Genomic DNA, 23,882 nt, shown 5'->3' with positions numbered 1-23,882 from the left:
CCTGTACCTGTTATTTTATCTTAACATTCAATAACACAGTATCTCCTTGTGTCGCATGAGTATCTTTGGTTTTAGTTAGGCTATCAACCATATCTGAATTGGTAATGATTATAGGGGAGATAATGCTGTCGGCTTTTTCTTTTACCGCATCCAAGTCAAAGGTTACCAGTTTTTGGCCTGCCTCAACGCGATCACCCTGTTCAACGAAGCTTTCGAATCCTTCTCCTTTCATCGAAACGGTTTCCAATCCAATGTGAATCAAAATTTCAAGTCCATTATCACTACGAATCCCAACAGCGTGTTTGGTTGGGAAAAACTGAACAATTTCTCCAACTATTGGTGCTGCTACGATTCCTTCTGATGGCTCAATGGCAAGACCATCACCCATCATTTTTTGACTGAACATTTCATCTGGTACGTCCTCAATGCTGATAATTTTTCCTGAGATGGGACTCATAAGGTTTACTAATTTATCGTCTCTTTTTCCGAAGATTTTTTTAAACATACATAACGCCTCCATAGTTTTATTGTTCACCTATTAATTGTAGTTGAAAAGGCGAAAAGGAATCGTTTCACCTTTTCGCCTAGTTACTCTATTACGTTAATTCTGGCCAGTATTCTTTATTTGCTTCTATTAAGTCATCCAATATTTCTTTCGCTACTTTTGCGCTTGGTATCGTTTTAGAAAGAATTAAGGCCTGCCATAGTTTTTGATAGCTTCCTTCGATATAAGCTTGTACCGCTAGTTTTTCAACGGTCACTTGCTGATACATCAATGCTCTTTCAAATTCAGGGATATTTCCTTGGCTTAATGGCTCTGGACCATCAGAGCTAACTATACATGGAACTTCTACTACAGCATTATCATCAAAGTTTGCGATGGCTCCATTATTTTCAACAATCATCACCATTCTCTCATGAGTGTTGAAGGCAATAGCCCGAGCAAGGTCAACGATGAAGGTTGCATGGCTTCCAATGCTGAATTCACTGCCCTCTGATGTACCTTTTTCTACAATCGTTTTAGCTGCAGAAAATACTTCCTTTTCTCTACCGTCCATAACTTCATTGGCACGAGTATAGTCCGGATCTGATCCTTCTACTTTTACGACGTAGTCTGGATAGAGGTAATATTTTAAATATGTGTTTGGTAAAAATCTTGGTTCAACAGCCAGTAAGTCTTTCGCTTTTTTATGTGTTTCCTGCCAGCTTTGATCCATATGCTGTGTATCTACTTCAATTTGAGTCAGGTAACCGTGTTTCGATACATAATCACGAATTTCTGGTAAATACTCATGACCTTCTTTGTCTTTCACACTTGTCCACCAGCCAAAGTGATTCAATCCAAAGTAACGAACATCCAAGTCTTCTGGTGTTTTGCCGATAATTTGTGACATTCTGCGCAGGGTTCCTACAGGCATATCGCAAATATTCAAAACTCTGGAATTTGGTCGTAGAATGCGGCATGCTTCAGCGACGATGGCTGCAGGATTAGAGTAATTTAACATCCAACAGTCTGGTGAGTACTTTTCCATTATGTCTATCAGTTCAATAATGTCCCCGATACTACGCAATCCATAAGCAATTCCGCCTGGCCCACATGTTTCCTGTCCGACTACTCCATGTTTTAATGGGATTTTTTCGTCCAGTTCACGCATTTTGTATTTTCCAGTTCGAATGTGTGCAAAACAGAAATCTACATTGGTAAAGGCTTCTTCTGGATCCGTTGTATACGAAAACTCAATATCAGGTGCTTTTTCTTTTAATACAATGTCCAGTGCTTTCCCTAACGCTGCTTGTCGTTCCTCATCGTTATCATATAGTTTGAGTGTTTTAATAGGAAAACGGTCAAGGTTGTCTAGTAGCATCATAACGATTCCTGGTGTATACGTACTTCCTCCGCCTGCAATTACGATTGAAAATTTTTTCATGGTTATCTTCCTTTCCATAGTCTTATTCAGCTTCTTCTATTCCTAAGTAGTTATCAACGTCTTTTCTGATATTGCTAACCTGTAAACCATATACAACATGTACGTTCTGATCGTTTACAATCACGCCATTTGCTCCGGTTTCATTTTTCAATGTTGCTTCATCAACCAATTCAGGTTGTTTGAGTGTCAATCTCAGTCTTGTATAACAATTGGTTACGGTATTGATGTTATCCGCTCCACCTAAAGCGTTCACAATAACATCTGCCATTCCGGTATCACCTTGAGGAACCGGGTGTGTACCTTTCTCTCCTTGTGCCTTCTTTTCTTTGTATTCTTTTTTGGTATAGAGCTTTGTTTCCTGATCAGCATCTTCACGACCGATAGTTTTAAAATTAAACTTAGTAATTAAGAAACGGAATACAATATAATAGATGCCAAAGAATACTAGTCCTACTAAAATGAACATTGGCCAGCTTGTTTTCTCGAATCCAAGTGGTACATTATATAGTAGAAAGTCAATCATTCCATTAGGACCAATTGCACGCACATCTAATAGATTTAAAGTCACCATACTTAAACCACTAAGTGCGGCGTGAACAACAAATAATAATGGTGCTACAAACATAAAGGAAAATTCGATTGGTTCTGTTACACCTGCAATGAATGATGTAAAAGCAGCTGGTATTAGAATAGCTTTGGCCTTTGCTTTGTTTTCTGGTTTTGCGGTGTGATACATGGCTAAACATGCACCGATTAAACCAAACATTTTCGCAATACCACGTGCATCCCAAATGACACTTTCAGATAGACGGGAGACGGATGGGTCTGCAATTTCCGCATAGTAAATGTTTCTTGCTCCTTCAAAAACCTGTCCGCCAACCTCAGCCACACCACCAAGTTCTGTATATAGAAATGGGGTATAGATTAAGTGGTGCAATCCAGTTGGAATTAATAGACGTTCCAGTGCTCCATAGAGGAAAATTCCTATATTTCCAGTTCTTTGCATAAATTCTCCCAAACTATTAATACCGCTTTGGAAAAACGGCCAAATATACGTGAGAAGAACAGCAAGTGTTACAACAACAGGAATTAACACTATAAATACAAATCGTGATCCGCCATATATTTGAAAAGCACCTTTGAAATCGGTATCAATAAATTTATTATGAACATAAGCGGTTACAATACCGAGAATGATTCCAAGGAAAACCCCCATATCGAGGATTTGAACTCCTAAAACTAAGGTTTGTCCTGTACCTTGCAGAGATTCTGCTTCCTCTAATAAACCGCTTAATTCCATAAATTTGTTCATGGCGTTTACAAATACTAAATATCCTAATAAGGCAGTAAAACCAGCTACTGATTTTTCCTTTTTAGCTAGCCCGACTGTAACCCCTACACTGAAAATCAGACCTAAATTTCCTAGAATAGAAACAAGTGAGCTAGATAGGATAGATCCAAAGCCGGTAGTAAATGGATTATCCAAAAATGGAACCATTTCCAGTAAACGCTGATTGGTAAATACATTTCCTAGAGCAATTAAAATACCTGCGATTGGTAATATAAGAACAGGAATAAACATGGCTTTTGAAAACCTTTGCATAGATTCTTTCACTTTCTCCTTCATATGGACCACCTCCAGTAACTATCTTTTGTTGACATAAGTTAGTGTACTGCGAAAACGCTTACGTGTATATAATTTTTGAACGATAAAAAACGTGTTTCATAAGTTGAAACACGTTTCACCTAATACTTGAAATGTTCAATTGTATGTGGGTGTTATCTGTCAAGGCTAAAGGAAGTGGATAGATCTGTACACTAATTATGATTTGTTTTGATTCAAATAGATTTTTGTGATGAGTTCAAATATCAAAAGTAGGCGGGGGAAGAAAATGTTTGGTGCACTGTTACGATCGTCCAATTTGTTATTGTCTAAAATTCTAAAATTTATATCCGAGAGATCTGCTATTTGGCTTTTTGTCTCTTTCGTAAAGGACACAGTACAAATTCCATGTTCCTTTGCCGTGCGAAGTTTTTCGATTACGAGTTGTGTTTCACCGGATTTTGATATGACTACCAATGCCCCAATATCATTTAAGTTATTTTCAAAAACACCAATCGAATCTGTCCCGCTTGCCAATGTCGCCTTTTTGCCTAAAACCAAAAGTTTTTTATATAAGTATTCAGCAGCAATAGCAGAAAAGCCGGTTGCATAAATGAAAATATATTTCTGCTGGAGGTTCATAACAAATTTGATAAATTGCTCAATATCCTTCATCCTGTTAAATTTAAAAAACTCCTTACTGCTAATTTCAGGAAATTCCTTTGAAAAGTCTGTCTGCTGTTCTTCCACCTCTTTTACGAGTGGTAAAAGATTATAGTACATATCAATAAAACCAGTATAGCCTAGTTTTTTAGATAAACGAATAACTGTGGCAGGAGAGGTGTAATTTTCCTTTGCAATTTTCCGCACACCTTTATCTAACACACTATCCATATTGTCTAAAATATACATTAAAATTTGCACATCTAATTCAGACAAGTTTTTGCCTTTAATTAATTTACTAATATCAATCAACGTAAGTCATCTCACTCTTTTTGAAATGGTACACTATGATTGCTCATATGTTGTCAGACCGATTAAATTATATACTTTATATTATTTAATATTATACAAAATGTATGGAGTAGGCACAATGGTGCTACGGTTGGCTATTGTGTTTTAAAACAGGGACAGAGGGACAGGTACACTGTCCCGCCCTATGGTAATATCCTTTCATTGCGCTATATGCAAGCGACTAACCGCTTTAGCTATATCCCGTAAATCAGCATCAAGTGATTTACGGGATATATTATTTAAAAAGCTAAGAAATACGCGGATAAAACTATTGAAGTAGAATTCGATACAAGTGATATGTTCTGTAATATTACCGGTATTCCGGCCACAGCGCAGCCATGGGTCTTGTTAAAAATAGGATCAATCAAATATGGGCAATGCAAAAATAAATATGGCTTGTCAGATGAAAAAAGTATAAAATAGATAGAGGAAACCGCTCACCTAATAATAGCAATTACAGTTATAACTTCTCTAATCTTTCATTTTTTTTATAACCATATCGTTGACAAAACTCCGCTTTCCGTACTTGGTCATTCATTTTTCGCACTAGAGCTGCTACAAATTCTAAATTTTACCGCTTTGTAATTGTCATCAGTTCTCGATATGATAGAAACATAAATATCGGTTATCAGTATTTACACCTCACATAAAAAACTTCTCAAATTCAGACATGCATGAATTCAAATCAGCAGTACGTAATCGATTTGACTCTGTTGACGCAATATTAAAAGGACTGGGCAGTCAGTTTGAATTAACGAATGAAGCAAGAATTAATGATGTTAATTTTATTGTCGATAAAGTTCATAAGATAGAAAAAGAGCTTTATATCCTAAAAAATAAGGACAATAATTAAAGGATTACTCTGCATAAATCATACCTGATCGGGCGCAATGATTTTCCGCATCAATATCCCGTAATACCCCATTAAGAGTATTTTATTATTTCAGCAAGAACAAAATAACGGGAAAGGCCAAGGCGTATCGATTGGAGCCCTTGGCATCTCACTCAACTAATACAATAATAAGTACTTTATATGTTTTACTGAAGTGTTTAAATACTAGAATGAAAGAGGTGCTCTACCACTCAATCTCCTCAGGATAATCCGCTTCTAATCGTATCTATCTGCTCCGGCCGGCAATGGTTTTCAGCTGCAGCCTCAAGCACCTCACTCTTTACCGTCTGATATTCATCTCCCTGTTCAGATAACCGTCTGGCTAGAATCCAGATGTTTTTTGCCCGTTTTTCAACATCCCAATCAAGATAACGCAAAAGCTTGATAGAACTTTCCCTGCACCTTCTTGTGTACAGAGTATTGCATAGAATTTTCAGACAAATCATGCTAAACTAATCATAGCCAAAGACTTGAATAGGAGGAATAGATATGAGGATTGGTGTTGCAGGAGCCGGAGCAGTCGGCAGTTATTTTGGTGGAATGCTCCATCGCGCTGGACATGAGGTAACGTTTTTAGCCAGGGGGGATCATTTGGCAGCGATGCAGACGGAAGGGTTGTGGATTACGGGGGAGCAGGGCCAATTCCGTGTTTCCGGAACATTTATGGATCGTTTAAGTGATCTGACAAACTCAGACCTGGTATTATTCTGTGTCAAATCCAATGATACCGAGGAAGTTGCTAAACAGCTAAGGCATGTTTTAAAGGACAGCGCACTTATTTTGACGATGCAAAATGGCGTTGAGAATGAAGAAATATTAGAGGATGTTTTTGGCGAGGGACGAGTATTGTCAGCGGCTACGTATATTCAAGCCTCTGTGGAAGCTCCGGGCAGGATCCGTCAGCAAGGAAGAGTTAAGCTTGTCATAGGAGAATTAGATTCATCGGCAGCAGATGAATGTGCAGCCGTTATGGAGGAGTTGAATCAGGCAGGTATTGATACAGTACAATCCAGGCACATTCTTGAAAGGAAGTGGAAAAAATTACTTTGGAACGCTACCTTTAATCCGCTTTCCGCCGCTGCAGGTGCCCGGGTTGGCCAAATTCTGGATGATAAGTATTTGCACAACACCGCATCAGCCATTTGCTCTGAGGTCATCAATGTGGCGATTCATAAAGGCATTTCTCTGGACCCTGAGCCCACTCAGGCCAGGATTTTCTCGAATGCGGAAAAGGCGAGAAATCATCAAACCTCCATGCTGCAGGACCGCCTCCGTGGAAAGAAAATGGAAGTGGAAGCGATGTGCGGCTATATTGTCAGACAGGCCAATCTGCTGGATGTGCCTGCTCCAGCCTTACAATCCATTTATAGTATTTTAAGTTTCATCGATCAAACGAATAAGCCTGTTGCAAAAATGAAGTAATTCCGCTTCCCGGGGAGATACATAACTGCGCGATAAGCAGTCTTTATTACATAGGAAAGGACCGATTCAAAAGTGAATCCTTGAATCATTCTTGAATCGTTCGAATTCATGCAAATCCTATTATATTGATTTATAATTGAATCATTCAAGGAACTGAGCAGGCTAAAATCCGCTAAACCTGCTTCCATCTAAATAAAAATAAAAATTCTGAATTGTTACTAAACTGCGACCGGCAGTTATTTTTTTGCCATTTTTAGAACGGTTATCGTTATTTTGGCATGAAAATTGCATGATTAATAAACAAACGAAAAAAGGAAGGTGTATGTTTATGACCGGTGCTGTTTCTAATTAAATATAGCAAATGGAACCATCATTAAAAACTTATAGACAATGAAGGAATGGAATATAACCGAATTCGTGTTTGTCACAGATGATTATGGTAAAACCGATATTCTTAAAAACAGTGAAACATCCAGTGATGCAAGTGTTATAGATATGCTCAGGCTATTTTTGGCTCAATTATGAAAACGCTGTCAATAGAGCGGCGTGATTTTTCCTTGCAATAGCTGGTGACTTATTAAGGGCAAGCTGTTAAACGGCCTAAACAAAAAGCACAGCAACTGCGGTGGCTGGAGCAGCAAATTTTGTATAACCAAACTTGATCTTACTATATCACATTGGAGGTGATTGAAAATGGAGAGCCAAACCACTCAAACTCAAAAGCTTGATACCAAAATTAAGGAGAAGCCGGCCTTTATTGAAGAGATTTGGGAACATAGAAAAGAAAAATGGAATCTCGCAAGAATCTTCATGCTTATCATCAGTGTACTTGCGATAGGACTGTCCATTTTTCATGTCTATACCGCCGGCTTTGGGACGTTGTCATCGTGGCAGCAAAGGAGTGTCCATGTCATCTGGGCGCTGCTGTTAATCTTTCTTTTATTCCCTTATAAAAAGGGCAAAAAGTTTGGTGTTCTGGACTTTTTTATCGTACTTGCAACGTTAGCAACAGCCTTCTATATGATTACGGGGGCAGAGGCGATTCAGAGCAGGCAGGGGAATATCAGCAACAATGACATCCTTTTCGGCACGATTTTTATTGTCCTCGTACTGGAGGCTACAAGGCGAACAAATGGGATTTTGATGTCCGTCATTGGTGTATTCTTCCTTGCCTACATCTTCTTAGGCAGATATTTTCCCGGGGCTCTGGCACATCCTGGAGTGGGGTATGACAGGATGGTTGATCACATGTTCAACGGGACATTGGGAATATTCAGTGCCCCTATTTACGTAAGTTCAACCGTCCTTATCCTGTTTGTCATTTTCGGATCCTTTTTAATGAAATCCGGGGGCGGACAGTTTTTTACCGATTTTGCCTTTGGTCTTTTCGGAAATAAAACCGGCGGCCCTGCCCTGTCATCGGTTGGCTCGAGCGCCCTTGTGGCGACCATTACAGGAAATGGGGCAGCCAATGCCGCAATCACGGGTTCTTTTACCATACCGCTTATGAAGAAATTAGGCTACAGCAAGCGGTTCTCGGCAGCTGTTGAGGCGGTTGCTTCCCAGGGCGGTCAGATTATGCCGCCGATTATGGGAGCTTCTGTATTTATTATGGCTGAAACCATCGGAATTCCATATATCAGGATCGCTCTCTATGCGCTCATTCCAGCAGTTATTTACTTCTTTATTGCAGGGATGATGGTGTATTTTCACGCAAAACGATTGGAAATGGCAGGCATTCCTAAAGAACAGCTGCCTGATTTGAAACAGGTTTTGTTGAAGCAAAGCTATCTGTTTTTGCCGATTCTCTTGATTATCGGGTTAATGATTTATGGATACAGCCCGATGAAATCAGGTTTTTATGCGATTTTGGCTACGATTATTTTAAGCTGCATTCGCGAGGCAACCCGAATGAGTCTGATTGATATTTTAGCTGCCCTGGAAAACGGGGCAAGAAACGCTTTGATTGTGATTGCGGCCTGTGCTACTGCAGGAATAATTGTCGGCTCCGTATCCTTAACCGGGCTGGGGATCACATTTTCCCGGTTTGTGATTGATGTTGCGGGCGGGCAAATGCTTCTTTTATTAGTTCTGATTGCTGGGGCCTCCATCATTATGGGGATGGGAATGCCAACTGTTTCGGCCTATGTCATTTTATCCGTGCTTGGCGCGCCCGCACTGATTGATCTGGGCATCAATGTTGTTGCTGCCCACATGTTCGTTTTTTACTTTGGGGTAATGTCTGGCTTAACCCCTCCAGTCGCAATCACAGCTTATACAACAGCGGGGATATCCGGATCGAATCCAACGAAAACGGCTTTCTACGCCATTAAAATAGGCCTGGGTGGTTTCTTAATTCCCTTTTTATTTGTTTACAATCCTGAATTGCTTCTTCAGGGAGGGGATACCACCCGTATTGCGATTGCGTTAGTCAGCGCTTTTCTTAGCTGTATATTTTTTGCTGGGGCGCTTGAAAATCACCTCTTTGGGGCATTAGGCACAGTCAGACGGCTGATCCTACTGGCTAGTGCGTTTAGTTTAGTTATGCCGGGTCTTTTGACAGATTTGATCGGTCTGACTTTAGCGATTTTCATCATCATCTGGCAGAAAAAAAACCGTCCCTTTGCCGCGGAAAAGTCCGGGCAGGTGAGTGGATAGCGAAGTCTTGCGGGGCAGAGCAGGTCCCGCAAGGCCAATGAGGAGCTTTGGGCTTACTTCCGAAAAAATATTTGTGGAGATTTAAATGTAAAAGAGTTAGGTATGAAAATTGAAAGATATCGTAAGTGAGGAGTGAACAGGATGAAAAAATTAGTGATATCGATGGTGTTGATGGTTTCTTTATCCATTGTTTTGGCGGCATGTGGGGGCAGTGAGACGTCCTCGGATGAAAAAGGGCCAACAGCACCTAGTAAGTTTTTGAAGGTTGGAAGCGGTCCTATGGGATCTGGCTGGTATCCGATTACGACAGTGATGGTTGATGTTTACATGGATGGCTTCTCAGGTTTGAATGTTTCCCAGCTGGAGGGCGGTTCGACTTCTAACCTGGAGTCGCTGGAAAAAGGGGATATACAAATGGGATTAAACTACACATCTGATTTCACGTCAGCATTAGAAGGTGGAAAAGGGTTTGATAAGCCACTGAAGAATATTTCTGCCATCGGTGCTTTATATCCCGTTTATCAAACGATTGCGACAACCACAGACCATGAAGACATTAATTCGATCGAGGATATTGTTGATAAGCATATTTTCCTTGGACCAAAAGGCGGTGGCGGTCCGGTAGCCTTCTGGAAGATGGTGGAGGAGTATGGGATTGATGAGCAAACCATTGAAGAAGCTGGCGGTAAAATCTCTTACGGAAACTATTCGGATGGCGCTTCGATGTTAAAAGACAACAATGTGGATGTATTTGTCGGCGGCGGGGCCCCATTCATCCCCGCTTTACAGGAAATTGAGATCACGAAGCCCATTAAGGTCATCCCTATTGACGAAGAAAGGCTTCAGAGCATCAAAGAAAAAGGGGTCGGTATTGCTTCAGGAGATCTGCCGGCTGGTACCTATAAGGAACAGGATGAAGCCATCCCGACATACACAATGGTTACCATGCTGACAGCCAGAAGTGATATTGAGGAAGACTATGCTTACAACCTGACGAAGATATTCTGGGACAACATTCCGAAGTTTGAAGATCAAATACCTAAAAGAGCAAAACATTTTACCAAGGATACAGCTCTTGACGGAATTAACCCTGAGAACCTGCACCCTGGAGCTAAAAAATATTACCAGGAAGTTGGGGTCTTGGAGTGATTTGGCTTTGCGAGGTTTAAAAGGGGGTGAAGGGATTGAAACATGTGCAGGAACCCAGATGGTATAAAGCCTATCCACCGGAAGTGAATCCAAATATTGTATGTCCGGAAGTCCCGCTCTATTCTCTGCTGGAGAGAACTGTTGAAAAGTTTGGAAGCCGCACAGCCATTATTGCTGAAGACAGACCATTCTCCTACGAGGAATTTAAGGATAAAGTGGATCGGCTCGCGGCGGCATGGGATGCTATGGGATTACGTAAAGGGGAAAGAATAGGGTTAATGCTGCCCAATCACCCTGACTACATGATTGCTTATTATGCCGCCATGCGATTGGGGTTGATTGTCGTTCAAATTAACCCGCGTTATACCGCCAGAGAACTATTACACATTGCAAGTGATGCAAATATGAACTATTTAATAGCTGAACAGGATAACCTGAAAACCGTCCATCAGGTCAATGAGATGTATAAGTTCGGCCATGTCTTTGTATCAGGATCCAAGGATGACCCCCCTCAGTCCTTAGATTTTTTAATCAGGAATTCCACGCCAATCACCAGGGAGATTCCAATCTCACCGAGGGATGATGTTGCGGTGATTCAATACACAGGCGGAACAACAGGGAAGATGAAGGGAGCGATGTTAACCCACTTCAACCTGGTAGCCAATGTTTTCCAAAGTAAGGAGATGTATGGGAACAAGATGCAGGCTGGTCAGGAGGTGGTTCTGACCGCTACCCCGCTCTATCACGTGTATGCTATGACAAGTGCGATGAATCTCGGAGTCTATGTCGGGGCATCAATTCTATTAATCAAAAAATTCCAGGTTGACGATGTGCTGGAGAAGATTAAGAAGTATCAGCCCACATTTTTTCCTGGTGTGCCCGGGATGTACAATGCGTTTGTCAATCACCCGGATGTCGAATCCTATGGTTTGGATTGCTTGAAAATCTGTTCCAGCGGCTCAGCCCCGCTGCCGATTGAAATTATAAGAAGGTTCGAGGGCTTAACAGGAGCGATCATCGGTGAAGGCTTTGGTCTGACAGAAGCCTCACCCTCCACACACCGGAACCCGGCGAGCGGTGTCCGAAAAGTCGGAAGCATCGGCATCCCGCTCCCAGGGACAGACTGTAAGGTTGTTGATGAAGATCATAAGGAACTGCCGGAGCATAGTGTTGGTGAGTTAATCATTAAGGGACCGCAAATCATGAAAGGGTATTTTCAGAATGAAGAGGAAACCAATCAAGCATTACGAAACGGATGGCTATACACAGGAGATTTAGCCATGTCAGATGAAGAGGGTTACTTCTACATTGTAGGAAGAAAAAAAGAAATGATCATCAATGGTGGGTTTAATATCTATCCACAGGAAATCGAAAGTGTTTTATACGACCACCCCGACATACTGGAATCCGCTGTCGTCGGTATCCCTGACCCGGACCAGGGCGAGGTAGTCAAAGCCTATGTGGTCCCAAAAGCCGGTCACACCATAGAGCTTGAAGAATTAAAAGGCCATTGTTACCGCAATTTAACCCACTATAAAGTCCCTAAACAATATGAGATATGTGCCGAACTGCCAAGAAATACAGTCGGAAAACTATTAAAACGGAAATTAGTAGAGCAGGAGAAGAAGAAGCAGTAGAGTTGGTGCCTGTCACGCCCCGAAAAATCTTGTTTCACAAAATGTTTCACAAATGAAGACACGTACCAGGTACACTTATGGACAACCCTGCTATGAACAGGCAGAGCTGAATGGAAGATCAGCTCTGCCTGTTTTGATATGGATAACGCATCTATCCTGAAAACATTGAGGATTTTTTGCCTTTGAATAAAATAAAACCAACGCAAAGAAAACATAATTTTTCTAATTTTCCATTGACAGCTGATTTTCCCTCCTATACAATGACATTAATCTTTTTTCGGAAGATGCCGATAAAACGTTCGATAATTGAATAATATGAAAATCTCTTATCAAGAGTGGCTGAGGGACAGGACCGATGACGCCCGGCAACCGTTCTTACAAATGTAAGAAAAGGTGCTACTTCCTGCAAAACTGTTGATGTTTTGATAGATGAGAGAGGTCGATTATATTTATTTGTGTATAAGCCTCTCCATTTTTATGGAGGGGCTTTTCTTTATACTACATAATTTTTAAAACAAAAGGGAGAGAAAAACATGAAAAAAGTATTTGGTCTTTTATCTGTCATTTTTATTGCAGCTATGATTTCAGGCTGTGGGGCTGGTGATGCTGAGACATCCACATTGAGCGAGGATTCTTTGAAAGTAGGAGTCACAGCCGGTCCACATGAGGAAATTATGGAAGTTGTGAAAGAAGTTGCGGCAGAAGATGGTTTAGACATTCAAATTGAAGTCATTAGCGATTATATTACCCCCAATACCGCGCTGGCAGAAGGGGATTTAGATGCTAACAGCTATCAGCATAAGCCGTTCCTGGATCAAATGGTGGAGGATCGTGATCTTGACCTTGTTGAGGTTGCGAAAACTGTAAACTTTCCAATGGGGATCTATTCCGAAAAGATTTCTGATATTAGTGAGTTAAAAGAAGGCGATAAAGTTGGCTTACCGAATGACCCTACAAATGGAGCACGTGCATTAATGCTGTTCGAGCAGGCAGGATTAATTACTCTGCCGGAAGAGGTGGGGGCAAACGCTTCTGTGAAGGATATTAAGGAAAATAAACGAGGACTGGAATTTGTTGAATTGGAAGCAGCACAAATTCCGCGTCAGCTTGGTGAACTGGCCGCTGCTGCGATTAATACTAATTACGCTATGGAAGCTGGCTACGTTCCAACAGAGGATGCGATTGTTATTGAACCAAAAGATTCACCATGGGTAAACCTTATCGCAGTTCGCAGTGAAAACCAGGATGATCCGGTTATTGAGAAATTCATTAATGCGTACCATTCAGATAAAGTCAAGCAATTTGTTGAAGAAGAGTTTGCCGGTTCCGTGGTCGTATCCTGGTAACAACAAGGAAATGAGCTGCACAATGCGGCTCTTTCTTTTTATCACGCATGAACTGGTCGTAATACCCCGTTTCAAGTCTTGAGGGTACCCCAACAGGACTAAGTGGGGGCCAGTAAATTCCTGATAAGTTCAACTAACTATCAGTGGGGATGGAAAGTCCCCCACTGATGGAAGTTTCACTTTATAAACATTGGGTGAATGATGAAATCCTTTTGAGATCTCAGATATAAAATTTGCCGAGTTTTCTTTAAACAGAAGGAAGGAGATTCTACATGATTAAGATTGACCACCTTTCAAAAACATTTCAAACAGAAAACGGGCCAATAGAGGCCTTGAAGGATGTCTCTCTTGAGGTGAAAAAAGGGGAGATTTTTGGGGTGATTGGTTATAGTGGTGCTGGTAAAAGTACATTGGTTCGGAATGTGAATCTACTGGAAAAACCGACATCAGGTACGGTAAGTATGGATGGGACGGATTTAACCTCTTTATCTCCTAATGAATTGTTAAAAGCAAGACGAAAAATTGGAATGATTTTTCAGGGTTTTAATCTATTAAAAACCGCAACCGTTTATGACAATGTTGCGATTCCCTTAAAGCTTACCGGGGTTCCGAAAAAGGATATTAAAGAGCGGGTCAATCGTTATTTAGATATTGTCGGGTTAAGTGATAAGGCGGATACCTATCCGGCACAGTTATCTGGAGGGCAAAAGCAGAGAGTTGCGATTGCACGAGCGCTTTCCCATGAACCAGAAGTGCTGTTAAGTGATGAAGGGACGAGTGCGCTGGATCCGGACACAACCGATGCTATCCTTGATTTACTGTTAAGAATCAACAAAGAGTTAGGGATTACAATTTTGCTGATTACTCATGAGATGCATGTGATTCAACGGATTTGTGATCGAGTAGCTGTCATGGAAAATGGAGAAGTGGTGGAACAAGGGAAAACCCTTGATGTCTTTACATCACCAAAACATGAAACGACGAAAAAATTTGTGAATGGTATTTTCAACCATCCATTATCCAATGACATGATTGATTCGTTAAAAGAAACAGGTAAGATTTATTCGTTAAAATTCACGGGAGATTCAAGCGAGGAACCAGCTCTGGCTATTGTTACAAAGCGTTTTGATATATTTCCAAATATCTTATCCGGAAATATTACGCAATTAAAGGATGATCCGTTTGGCACTTTACTCGTCCATTTTAAAGGAGAAGATTCTGAAATTCATCAAGCCATATCCTACCTGCAGGAAAAAGGTATTCAAACAGAAGAGGTGATCACCTATGAGCAAAGTAAACGCATTTCTTGATGAATGGGGCTCCTATTTGTGGGTTGCCCTGATCGAAACCTTTCAAATGGTTTCCATTTCTTTAGTGATATCGATTTTAATCGGATTACCAATGGGGATTTTGCTTGTGCTGACAAGACCGGGCAAAAGTCTGGAAAATCGGTTTTTAAATGGGTTTCTTAACATGATTATTAATGTCATTCGGTCGATTCCATTTATTATTTTGCTTTTCTTTATGCTTCCGTTTACGAAAATTCTAGTCGGGACCACCATTGGAGTAAGAGGGGTCATTGTCCCGCTTGTTGTCTTTACGGCCCCCTATATTGCCCGCTTAATGGAAACGTCTTTACTGGAGGTTGACCGCGGTGTCGTGGAAGCCTATGAAGCCATGGGCATTAAAACGAAAGATATTATTTGGAATGTAATGGTGCGGGAGGCAAGACCCTCGATTATATTAGGGTTAACCATCGCAACCATTGGACTAATTGGTGCAACAGCAATGGCTGGTTTAGTCGGAGCAGGTGGACTTGGGGATTTAGCCTATCGTTTTGGACATTTGCGTTATGAACCATCCGTTATGTATATCACCGTGGCCGTGTTGATTATTCTCGTTCAGGGGCTTCAGTCACTGGGTAATGTCGTTGCTGCCAAACTCAAAAAAGATTAGAGGTGTATGTCCATGTCTGATGAGGCTGTAAAAAGCAAGCTATCACCAATCTATCGCTATAAGGATTTAGAAAGGCATGCCCAAAAGAAACTCAGCCATGAAGTGTTCACGTACATTCAAAGTGGATCCGGCCACGAGGAGACGTTACGGGCAAATGAAGAGGCTTTTAAAAAATGGAAGCTTGTTCCGGAGTTTTTACAAGATGTATCAACACGGGATTTATCCATTTCGGTACTAGGGCAAACCTATCCATCGCCATTTCTGCTGGCCCCTGTAGGTCATTTAGGGGCGGCTCATCCGGAAGGCGAATTAGCGGTTGCGAGAGCAGCACGGGGGAAACAGGTCCCCTATGTTGCCAGTACCGTTTCCACCTATACACTGGAGGAAATTGCCGATACACTTGGAGATACACCGAGATGGTTCCAGTTATATTGTAGTAAAGATCCAGAACTAACGGTAAGCTTCCTCCGACGAGCAGAAAAAGCTGGATACTCAGCGATTGTGATAACCATTGATACTCCGGCATTAGGGTTTCGGGAAGCTGATTTGACGAATCAATTTTTCCCTGTACGAGAAGGGTATGGTTCGGCTAATTACTTTCAGGATCCTGTTTTCCGAAATCGTCTAGACGTAACTCCTGAGCAAAATCGGGCGGCCGCTATCGATGAATTAGTAAACATCACCTTCCAGCCAAAACTAACCTGGAAGGACCTAGCCTTTTTGCGTGAACAAACCCATCTTCCCATTATTTTAAAAGGTGTGCTCCACCCGAATGATGCAAAGAGAGCTATCGATTACGGGGTGGATGGTGTTGTGGTATCCAATCACGGCGGAAGACAATTAGACGGTGCCATCGCTTCACTGGATGCACTGCCAAAAGTCGCAGAAGCTGTAAATGGAAGGATTCCTATCCTCTTTGATAGTGGGATTCGCCGCGGACCTGATGTTGTGAAGGCGATGTCTTTAGGTGCTGATGCCGTATTGATCGGTCGTCCGTATGTTTATGGATTAGCTTACAACGGCCAGGCCGGAGTAGAAGAAGTCCTGAGCCACCTGTTAGCTGATATCGACACGACCCTCGCAACCGCCGGCAAAAGCTCGATTCGTGCCTGTCAAGCTCCGGAATTTGTACAGCATTTATCGAACTCATGATTTTGTCTATGATGTTTTGCCGTGAACATTTTGCACAGAGGATTGCCTCAGCTTTCGACAGCATAGTGAATAGACTGGAAGATTCATAGATTAGAGAAGGGGAAGTGTGCGAGGCTATAGCTTCAAACGAATATCAAACCAAAAACCATCGGGTGACAGGAACATCCGATGGTTTTTTTGTTTTAGCCCTTTTCCATATGATTCATGTCTGTTTTTGGTGGGATTTGCAGTACCTTGCAGTCTCCTTATTGATGATTACTATTTTATAGGGAATCGCCCAGCCTTCCGATTCGAATGGCTGCCTCTTCTAATCGTTCTGCATCTGCTAATAATCCGAGGCGTATGTATCCTTCGCCATAGTACCCAAAGCCAACACCAGGTGCAGCGACTACATGTGCTTTTTCGAGAAGTAAATCCGCGTACGTTTCAGAGCTGTAGCCTGCTGGTACACGCATCCATACGAAAAAGGTTCCACGTGGTGCTTCCACCTCGATATCCATTTCCAGCAGTTTTTTAATGAAACGATTGCGTCTTTCCTGATAGGTTTGCACAAGTTCACGTACGGGCTGCTGATCACCGGATAAGGCTTCGGCAGCTGCGTGTTGGATGCCACCGAATAAGCTCATGAACATGTGGTCCTGCAGTAATTGGATGCTTTGAATCACAGATGGGTTTCCCACTGCAAAGGCTACCCGCCAGCCTGCCATGTTATAGGTTTTGGACAGTGTATAGATTTCAACTCCCACTTCTTTTGCACCTTCTGACTGGAGGAAGCTTTGTGGTTTTTCCCCATCAAAACCGATGGCTCCATATGCAAAGTCATGAACGACACAAATGTTATGTTTTTTCGCTACAGCAACGGTTTCATCAAAGAATTCTTTTGTTGCAGTCGCTGTCGTGGGATTATTAGGGTAATTTAAAAACATGACTTTCGCCTGATCTTTTAAATCTTCTGGAATAGCCGTATAGTCCGGCAGAAAGTTATTTTTCTCCAATAGAGGCATAAAAATAGATTCAGCATTTGCAAGAGCAATCCCGGACATATAATCGGGATAACCGGGATCCGGCATAAGGGCAATATCACCTGGATTTAATAAGCAAGGACTAATTTCTGCCAGTCCGGCTTTGGCCCCAAAAAGGATGGCTACTTCTTTATTTGCATCGATTTCTACTCCATATTCCCGTTTATAGAATGTGGCAACCGCGTCCTTTAAAAGGTCATATCCCTGGAATGGGGAATATTGATGGGTCAATGGATCTTCCGCCGCATGCTGCAATGCTTTAATGATATGAGGTGGCGTCGGTAAATCCGGGTTTCCCTGGCCTAAATTAATAATATCGTGCCCTTGCTGTTGCTTTTCTTTTACCTTTTTCACTAGTCCTTCAAAGAACTGTGCAGGTAGTCTCTGTAGCATTTCTGACTGTGGAAAGGTTCTCAAACTTCTCATCTCCTAAGACGTATCGAATAGAATTATTTTACTAATCATATCTATTTGACTATTTTTTGTAAAGTCAAAATTGACAAAAGGTTTTGCCATTTAATTGACAGGAGGTGTACCAAGTGGGATAATGATTGATAATTTCATATATTTTTAACTCTTATAAAGAGAAGGTGGAGGGACTGGCCCGATGAAACCCGGCAACCGGTACATCATTGTACACGGTGCTAAATCCTTCAACATTAGTTGGGAGATAAGAGGAAATGTGTTGCGGACGCTCTTCCTCTGACTGGAAGAGCTTTTTTTATGGGGGGATAAACAATGAAATCACTACAAGTGCGAGGGGCACCGAATTTTTATCAATGTGAAGAAGGAATCCTTCAGCAATTGCCGGTGAAACTATCCGAGCAAAAGCTAGAAAATCCTGCCATTATTCATGGTGAAAAATCCTGGGAGGCGGCTAAAGACTATATATCTTTAGATAACGCCGTCGTTCATGTTCCATACAAAGGGGATTGTACTCATGAAGAAGTGGCAAGAGTTGCTGATAAATTAAGAAATAACGAGGCAGATGCAGTGATTGGTGTTGGCGGAGGGAAAGTACTCGATTTAGCTAAAGCAGCAGGAGATGAGTTGGATCTCCTGTTATTTTGATTCCGACCCTGGCTTCCAATTGCTCACCCTGGACCCCGCTAAGTGTATTTTATGACGGGGCTGGAAACTTTCTGCATTATATCGTTTTTTCGAAAACCGCCCATATGGTACTGATAGAGCCGCGTATTATTGCTGATTCACCAGTAGAATACCTGCGGGCCGGAATAGGAGATACGATTGCGAAATGGTATGAAGCCGTTGCATTAACGGATGAAATAAAGCAAAAACCGTTATCATTGGATATAGCCCTTCATGCTGCCCGGCTTTGTCGGGATGTGTTGCTGGATAAGGGAACAGAAGCCATTGAAAGTGTCCGGAATCATCAAGTCACACCTGCTTTAGTTAAAGTAGCGGAAACCATTATGATGGCAGGAGGAATGGTTGGTGGTTACGGTGATGAATACGGAAGAATTGCCGGAGCACACGCGATTCACAATGGGTTAACGACCATTCCGGAAACCCATAAATTTCTCCATGGGGATAAGGTCGCTTACGGCATTTTGGTTCAATTAGCCTTGGAAAATAAATATGATGAAGTGACAAAACTCTTACCCTATTATAAAGAATTAAACCTGCCAACCACACTTGCAGAACTGGGAATTCAGGAACATGTAAAGGAAGCCATTGATGCCTTGTCTGAAAAAGCCACCATTCCCGAAGAATCCATCCACCTAATGAGCGTGTCGACAACAAAGGATGATGTCATTCATAGTATTCAACGATTAGAAGAGTATGTGGTTAATCATATAACGCCTGGTTCACCATGAATGAACGATCTGTAGACCTCACTGAATGATAAAAACAATGATGGTAGAGCGAATAGCTGATAAAGTCCTGATAAGTTTCGCGAACATTCAGTGGGGGAGCCCCACTGAATGAAATCTCACTTTATAGGAGGAGGGACTCTGTTGACTTTGAACGTTGCTTTGCTTCAAATGGATATTGAATATGGAAACCCGTGGGGAAACTATGAAAAAGTGAAAACAAACATAGAACAGGCGGCAAAATCCGGGGTCGATGTGGTGGTACTTCCCGAATTGTGGACGACTGGATATGATTTGTCGCGCCTCGATGACATTGCCGATATCGAGGGTGGGGAAAGTCTCAACTTTTTCGCAGAACTGGCAAAGGCGAATCAGGTTCATGTGGTCGGCGGATCGGTTGCCAATCAATCCAGAGAGCAGGCAGCCGAAGTGAAAAACACCATGCTCGTTGTCAATGCGTCCGGGGAAAAAGTTAAAGAATATAGTAAAGCGCATTTGTTCCGGCTAATGGATGAAGAAAAATATTTAGTCGAAGGAAATGATAACGGATGGTTTACGCTCGCAGGCATACCCTCTGCCGGATTGATTTGTTACGATATTCGCTTCCCGGAATGGGTACGCATGCATGCACTTGGAGAAATGAAAGTCTTATACGTTGTCGCCGAGTGGCCAAAACCACGCATTGACCATTGGCGTGCCTTATTGATTAGTCGTGCGATTGAAAATCAGTGCTTTGTCATCGCCTGTAACCGTGTCGGAGCTGACCCCAATAATACCTTTGGCGGCCATTCCATCGTTGTCGGCCCATGGGGAGAAGTTTTGGCCGAAGCCGGTGAAGACGAAACCATCTTATATAAAGAAATCGACGTAGATCAGGTAGATAACGTACGAAAAACCATCCCTATCTTTAGCGACCGCAGGAGTGATCTTTATCGGTAGAGACGTTGGTAACTTGATCTAGGTGCCTGTCACGCCCCGAATAATCTTGTTTCACAGAATGTTTCACGGGTGAAGGCACGTACCAGGTACACTTTGGACAACCCTGCTATGAACAGGCAGAGCTGAACGGAATATCAGCTCTGCCTGTTTTGATATGGAAAATAGTTAGAATCAGTAGTAGCCTTGCAGCTCCCTTGTTAGAGGAGCCTGTCAGATATCGTAATACAGATGTCTCCTCGCTAAACCTTTTGTATTAGTCAAAAACTCAGGTCTATCTATGTAAGCGATTACATAGACTGGCAGTAGAACGACGATTATTTTTGGTAAAAGGGAGGCATTCAGTAATGGGTAAATTAGATGGTAAAGTTGCTGTCGTAACAGGTGGTTCACGTGGACAAGGGGCTTCGCATGTCCGCCGGTTCGTTGAGGAAGGTGCCAAGATTGTTTTCTCTGATATTCTTGCGGATGAAGGTGAGGCGCTGGAGAAGGAACTTGGTGAGAATGCCAAGTTTGTCAGGCACGATGTAACAAAGGCTGATGAATGGAAGCATGTGATTGATGAAGCAGAATCCGCATTTGGTCCTGTAAATGTCCTGGTGAACAATGCAGGGATTGTTGTTACCAAAAAATTTGATGAGCTGACGGAAGAAGAGTACCGCAAAGTCGTTGATATTAACCAGGTTGGCGTGTTTCTGGGGATGAAAACGGTTCTTCCATCCATGAAAAAAGCAGGTGGCGGATCCATCATCAATGTTTCTTCCATAAATGGACTTAGAGGAGCGGCTGGGAATTCGGCCTATGATTCTTCAAAATTTGCGGTGCGCGGGATGACAAAGAGTGCAGCATTGGAATTTGCGGAATATGGCATCCGCGTAAATTCCGTTCACCCGGGAGTTATTCAAACACCTATGATTGAAGTAGAGGGATCGAGGGACCTTGTTGAGCAATTGAAAAAGACCATTCCAATGCAGCGGACTGCGCAGCCTGAAGAAGTATCCAAGCTCATCTTATTCCTCGCATCCGAGGATTCCAGTTATTCTACCGGATCGGAGTTTGTGATTGATGGTGGGGTAACGGCTTCTAATTAAATCATGTGATCAATAGTGCCAAAAAAACAACCTGAAAGCTGATGATACACAGCTTCAGGTTGTTTTTTATATAGATAACGCGCCAGCACGTCAAATACATTTCGAACTTCTTATGGAAAGTACCGATAATCCCCTTGTGTATATACACATCCCTATTTTTGAATGTGACGCAAACCACGATGCCACCAAGCACAGGCGGCAGCCGGGCTAAAATGTAAATAAATATAGTGCTTGATTAAGCATGAGAAAAGCAACATCGACACATATGGCGCTGCTCATAAAATTGACTATTCCAATAAGAGGTAGTATGTCCAAAATATTCAAATACAAATTTTGTTTATACGGCTCCTGATGGGATTCTATTGTTCATTCATAGCATTTCATTCACGATCATCGTAGAAAGGAAGACGGAATCATGAGTAAAGAAGTTGTCGTTATTACTGGAGCAGGAAGTGGATTGGGAGCATCATTAGCGAGACGATATGCTAAAATGGGAAGTCATGTTTGTTTATTGGGCAGACGGTGCCTATATGGGTGGAATGAAGACCGAATTTTGGGATGGCATCTTTGAAGAAAGTGAAATGGAAGGTTTAATGGATCTGGAAGATATTGCGGACATTATCGTAAACAACGTGAAGCCAAGAAAAAATCTCAATGTGGATCAGGTGGTTATTAAAAACCATTGATCTTGATTCGGTGCCTGTCACGCCCCGAATAATCTTGTTTCACAGAATGTTTCACGGACCGGATTAGCAGGTCGTACAGGGCATGAGAAAGGGAATGACACCAGTTATGGCTGTCATTCCCTTTGTTTAAATTAATATTCGACAAAATTCGGGTGGTGACAGGCACCGTTTTTAATCATTTAATCCCTTTCCATTGAATATATGCTCTGTATACTTTTCGATCCTTGACTCACGGGTTTTGGATTGTTTGGCTTTAGAAAAGTAAAGAATGTAGGCTCTTTGCCTTCCTGGAGTCAGTGCTTCAAATGCTTTTTTAAAGTCAGGGGATTCATCAAACTTTTTCTGAAGTTCATCAGGAATTGTGAATTCTGTAGTCTTTTTAACTTCCAATCCCGCTTTTTGCACTTCAATGGCTTCATTAATATAAGCCTTCAATGTGGCTTCCTTTTTAACGATTTCCTGAACATCGGTAAACCGAATCTGGCGCTGCGACTGTGAATTCTCCCCGGGCCTGGTCAGAATACTCTCTGGATCTTTTAACAAGGCGCCTTTAAAAAACATCAAAGCACAGTAATTTTTAAATCCTTGGATGATTACAATGTTATTGTTTTGAAACGTATAACAGGGCAAATTCCACTTCAATTTTTCAGTAAGCCCACAGTCGAGAATAATTCTTCTTAGTTCCTCAAATTCTTGTTGCCATTTATGGGCATTGCTCAAAAAATCATCAATCTTGGGATTCATTTTAGAGTTTGTCATTAAAATACCTCTCTTTACTTCAGGTACCTGTCATCACCTGGAATATTTAGAATGTAATTCAGCTCCTGCTACAATAGGAAAGCAACTATATATAAGATTTAAACAAAATATCGTACTCGGGACAAGAGCAAGTAATCACCTCGCTCCAATGCTTGGTGAGTTAAAAAGGGGAAAGTCATAACAAGAGTCACTCATCTATTTGAAGAACAGATTAATAAAATAAATGCTGGACAATAAATGCTTTATCACTAGCTTTCGCCTATGATTGTTGGGTTCAGGGACTTTGTTGAGATATGGAGAGGAGACCATTAATACGAACAATATCTATTACTTTATTTAAAATGTTCGTAAATTTGTTGACGCACATCAATCTATCATTTATGATGAAAAAAACTTAATCATTTAGAAGAAACACCGTCGTATAATTTTGGGGATATGGCCCATAAGTTTCTACCGGACTGCCGTAAATGGTCTGACTACGAGGGTGATTGTATACATTCTAATTTTTCCGATTCAGGTATGCGTATTATGTTGAAATCTTCGGAATTTAAACGTGTTTTTGATGACTGATAGTAAAAGTTCTGTTGGTGCGCCGTGAATTATGATGAAGCAACGTTTTATCCGAACTTCTTTCTTCAGGGTTGAGGGATGGCGAATTGTATGCAATTTCCTATCGTAATAAGCAGACACTTCCGGCTATAGCTGGGAGTGTTTTTTTGTCCTCTTTAAATAGGGGGGAGTATAATCTGCCTGGCACAATGACTTTACAGAAACACCAGGCAGCCGGTCCGTTTCT

21 protein-coding genes, 1 pseudogene and 3 riboswitches are annotated in these 23,882 nt (G+C 41.7%); of the genes and pseudogenes, 15 read left to right on the top strand and 7 right to left on the bottom strand.

Annotated features, from left to right (window positions below; all coding sequences use genetic code 11):
• Positions 1-10: 10 nt before the first annotated feature.
• The 5 genes from ACZ5OK_RS14895 to ACZ5OK_RS14875 all read right to left on the bottom strand — a co-directional run bounded on the left by ACZ5OK_RS14895 (position 11) and on the right by ACZ5OK_RS14875 (position 5,814).
• Positions 11-505: a PTS sugar transporter subunit IIA gene (locus ACZ5OK_RS14895; protein ID WP_343838111.1), complete on the bottom strand. Its 495-nt coding sequence runs from the start codon at positions 503-505 to the stop codon at positions 11-13.
• 91 nt (positions 506-596) lie between these two features.
• Entirely contained in the window at positions 597-1,928 is a 1,332-nt protein-coding gene (locus tag ACZ5OK_RS14890) for a 6-phospho-alpha-glucosidase (RefSeq protein WP_464758216.1), read from the bottom strand.
• 22 nt (positions 1,929-1,950) lie between these two features.
• Complete coding sequence (locus ACZ5OK_RS14885) at positions 1,951-3,555, bottom strand: PTS transporter subunit EIIC (protein ID WP_343838108.1); 1,605 nt, start codon at positions 3,553-3,555, stop codon at positions 1,951-1,953.
• Positions 3,556-3,750: 195 nt separating this feature from the next.
• Positions 3,751-4,506, bottom strand: coding sequence for a MurR/RpiR family transcriptional regulator (locus tag ACZ5OK_RS14880; protein ID WP_343838106.1), 756 nt, complete (start codon positions 4,504-4,506; stop codon positions 3,751-3,753).
• A gap of 1,131 nt (positions 4,507-5,637) precedes the next feature.
• Complete coding sequence (locus tag ACZ5OK_RS14875; protein WP_343838104.1) at positions 5,638-5,814, bottom strand: DUF6904 family protein; 177 nt, start codon at positions 5,812-5,814, stop codon at positions 5,638-5,640.
• Between the two features lie 112 nt (positions 5,815-5,926).
• On the opposite strand from ACZ5OK_RS14875, the gene ACZ5OK_RS14870 reads away from it, so the two are divergent.
• The 9 genes from ACZ5OK_RS14870 to ACZ5OK_RS14830 all read left to right on the top strand — a co-directional run bounded on the left by ACZ5OK_RS14870 (position 5,927) and on the right by ACZ5OK_RS14830 (position 16,757).
• Entirely contained in the window at positions 5,927-6,859 is a 933-nt protein-coding gene (locus ACZ5OK_RS14870; RefSeq protein WP_343838102.1) for a ketopantoate reductase family protein, read from the top strand.
• 390 nt (positions 6,860-7,249) lie between these two features.
• A complete protein-coding gene (locus tag ACZ5OK_RS14865; RefSeq protein WP_343838099.1) occupies positions 7,250-7,384 on the top strand; it encodes a hypothetical protein in 135 nt (44 codons plus the stop codon).
• A gap of 168 nt (positions 7,385-7,552) precedes the next feature.
• Entirely contained in the window at positions 7,553-9,517 is a 1,965-nt protein-coding gene (locus ACZ5OK_RS14860) for a TRAP transporter permease (protein ID WP_343838097.1), read from the top strand.
• Between the two features lie 141 nt (positions 9,518-9,658).
• Complete coding sequence (locus ACZ5OK_RS14855) at positions 9,659-10,666, top strand: TAXI family TRAP transporter solute-binding subunit (protein WP_343838095.1); 1,008 nt, start codon at positions 9,659-9,661, stop codon at positions 10,664-10,666.
• 44 nt (positions 10,667-10,710) lie between these two features.
• Positions 10,711-12,303 (top strand): long-chain-fatty-acid--CoA ligase, encoded by a 1,593-nt coding sequence (locus tag ACZ5OK_RS14850; protein ID WP_343839006.1) that lies wholly within the window; start codon positions 10,711-10,713, stop codon positions 12,301-12,303.
• A 323-nt stretch (positions 12,304-12,626) separates the two neighbouring features.
• Positions 12,627-12,739, top strand: a riboswitch (SAM riboswitch).
• Positions 12,740-12,836: 97 nt separating this feature from the next.
• Positions 12,837-13,649 (top strand): MetQ/NlpA family ABC transporter substrate-binding protein, encoded by an 813-nt coding sequence (locus ACZ5OK_RS14845; protein ID WP_343838092.1) that lies wholly within the window; start codon positions 12,837-12,839, stop codon positions 13,647-13,649.
• A gap of 272 nt (positions 13,650-13,921) precedes the next feature.
• Entirely contained in the window at positions 13,922-14,959 is a 1,038-nt protein-coding gene (locus tag ACZ5OK_RS14840; protein ID WP_343838089.1) for a methionine ABC transporter ATP-binding protein, read from the top strand.
• Positions 14,934-15,605, top strand: a complete 672-nt coding sequence (locus tag ACZ5OK_RS14835) for a methionine ABC transporter permease (RefSeq protein ID WP_343838087.1) — start codon at positions 14,934-14,936, stop codon at positions 15,603-15,605. The genes ACZ5OK_RS14840 and ACZ5OK_RS14835 overlap by 26 nt, the downstream gene beginning before the upstream one ends.
• 12 nt (positions 15,606-15,617) lie before the next feature.
• Positions 15,618-16,757, top strand: a complete 1,140-nt coding sequence (locus tag ACZ5OK_RS14830) for an alpha-hydroxy-acid oxidizing protein (RefSeq protein WP_343838085.1) — start codon at positions 15,618-15,620, stop codon at positions 16,755-16,757.
• 263 nt (positions 16,758-17,020) lie between these two features.
• Here ACZ5OK_RS14830 and ACZ5OK_RS14825 read toward each other — a convergent pair whose 3' ends face one another.
• Positions 17,021-18,196 carry a pyridoxal phosphate-dependent aminotransferase gene (locus ACZ5OK_RS14825; protein ID WP_343838082.1) on the bottom strand — a complete coding sequence of 392 codons (1,176 nt, stop codon included), beginning with the start codon at positions 18,194-18,196 and terminating at the stop codon, positions 17,021-17,023.
• A 157-nt stretch (positions 18,197-18,353) separates the two neighbouring features.
• Positions 18,354-18,456, top strand: a riboswitch (SAM riboswitch).
• Positions 18,457-18,517: 61 nt separating this feature from the next.
• Between ACZ5OK_RS14825 and ACZ5OK_RS14820 the strand changes: the two genes are divergently transcribed.
• The 6 genes and pseudogenes from ACZ5OK_RS14820 to ACZ5OK_RS14795 all read left to right on the top strand — a co-directional run bounded on the left by ACZ5OK_RS14820 (position 18,518) and on the right by ACZ5OK_RS14795 (position 22,327).
• Entirely contained in the window at positions 18,518-18,850 is a 333-nt protein-coding gene (locus ACZ5OK_RS14820) for an iron-containing alcohol dehydrogenase (RefSeq protein WP_464758215.1), read from the top strand.
• Positions 18,847-19,617 carry an iron-containing alcohol dehydrogenase family protein gene (locus ACZ5OK_RS14815; protein WP_464758214.1) on the top strand — a complete coding sequence of 257 codons (771 nt, stop codon included), beginning with the start codon at positions 18,847-18,849 and terminating at the stop codon, positions 19,615-19,617. The genes ACZ5OK_RS14820 and ACZ5OK_RS14815 overlap by 4 nt, the downstream gene beginning before the upstream one ends.
• A gap of 141 nt (positions 19,618-19,758) precedes the next feature.
• Positions 19,759-20,553, top strand: a complete 795-nt coding sequence (locus ACZ5OK_RS14810) for a carbon-nitrogen family hydrolase (protein WP_343838078.1) — start codon at positions 19,759-19,761, stop codon at positions 20,551-20,553.
• A 344-nt stretch (positions 20,554-20,897) separates the two neighbouring features.
• Entirely contained in the window at positions 20,898-21,641 is a 744-nt protein-coding gene (locus ACZ5OK_RS14805; protein ID WP_343838076.1) for a glucose 1-dehydrogenase, read from the top strand.
• A gap of 415 nt (positions 21,642-22,056) precedes the next feature.
• Positions 22,057-22,119, top strand: a pseudogene (locus ACZ5OK_RS14800) (hypothetical protein); the annotation flags it as partial.
• Between the two features lie 4 nt (positions 22,120-22,123).
• Positions 22,124-22,327 carry a hypothetical protein gene (locus ACZ5OK_RS14795; protein WP_343838074.1) on the top strand — a complete coding sequence of 68 codons (204 nt, stop codon included), beginning with the start codon at positions 22,124-22,126 and terminating at the stop codon, positions 22,325-22,327.
• Between the two features lie 171 nt (positions 22,328-22,498).
• On the opposite strand, the gene ACZ5OK_RS14790 is transcribed toward ACZ5OK_RS14795, so the two are convergent.
• Entirely contained in the window at positions 22,499-23,086 is a 588-nt protein-coding gene (locus ACZ5OK_RS14790) for a YdeI/OmpD-associated family protein (protein WP_343838071.1), read from the bottom strand.
• Positions 23,087-23,483: 397 nt separating this feature from the next.
• Positions 23,484-23,585, top strand: a riboswitch (purine riboswitch).
• Positions 23,586-23,882: the final 297 nt, after the last annotated feature.

Source organism: Salinibacillus aidingensis (genome assembly GCF_055393355.1).
Note: the sequence above shows the minus strand (reverse complement) of the source record. Positions and strands in the feature narration are given on the sequence as shown.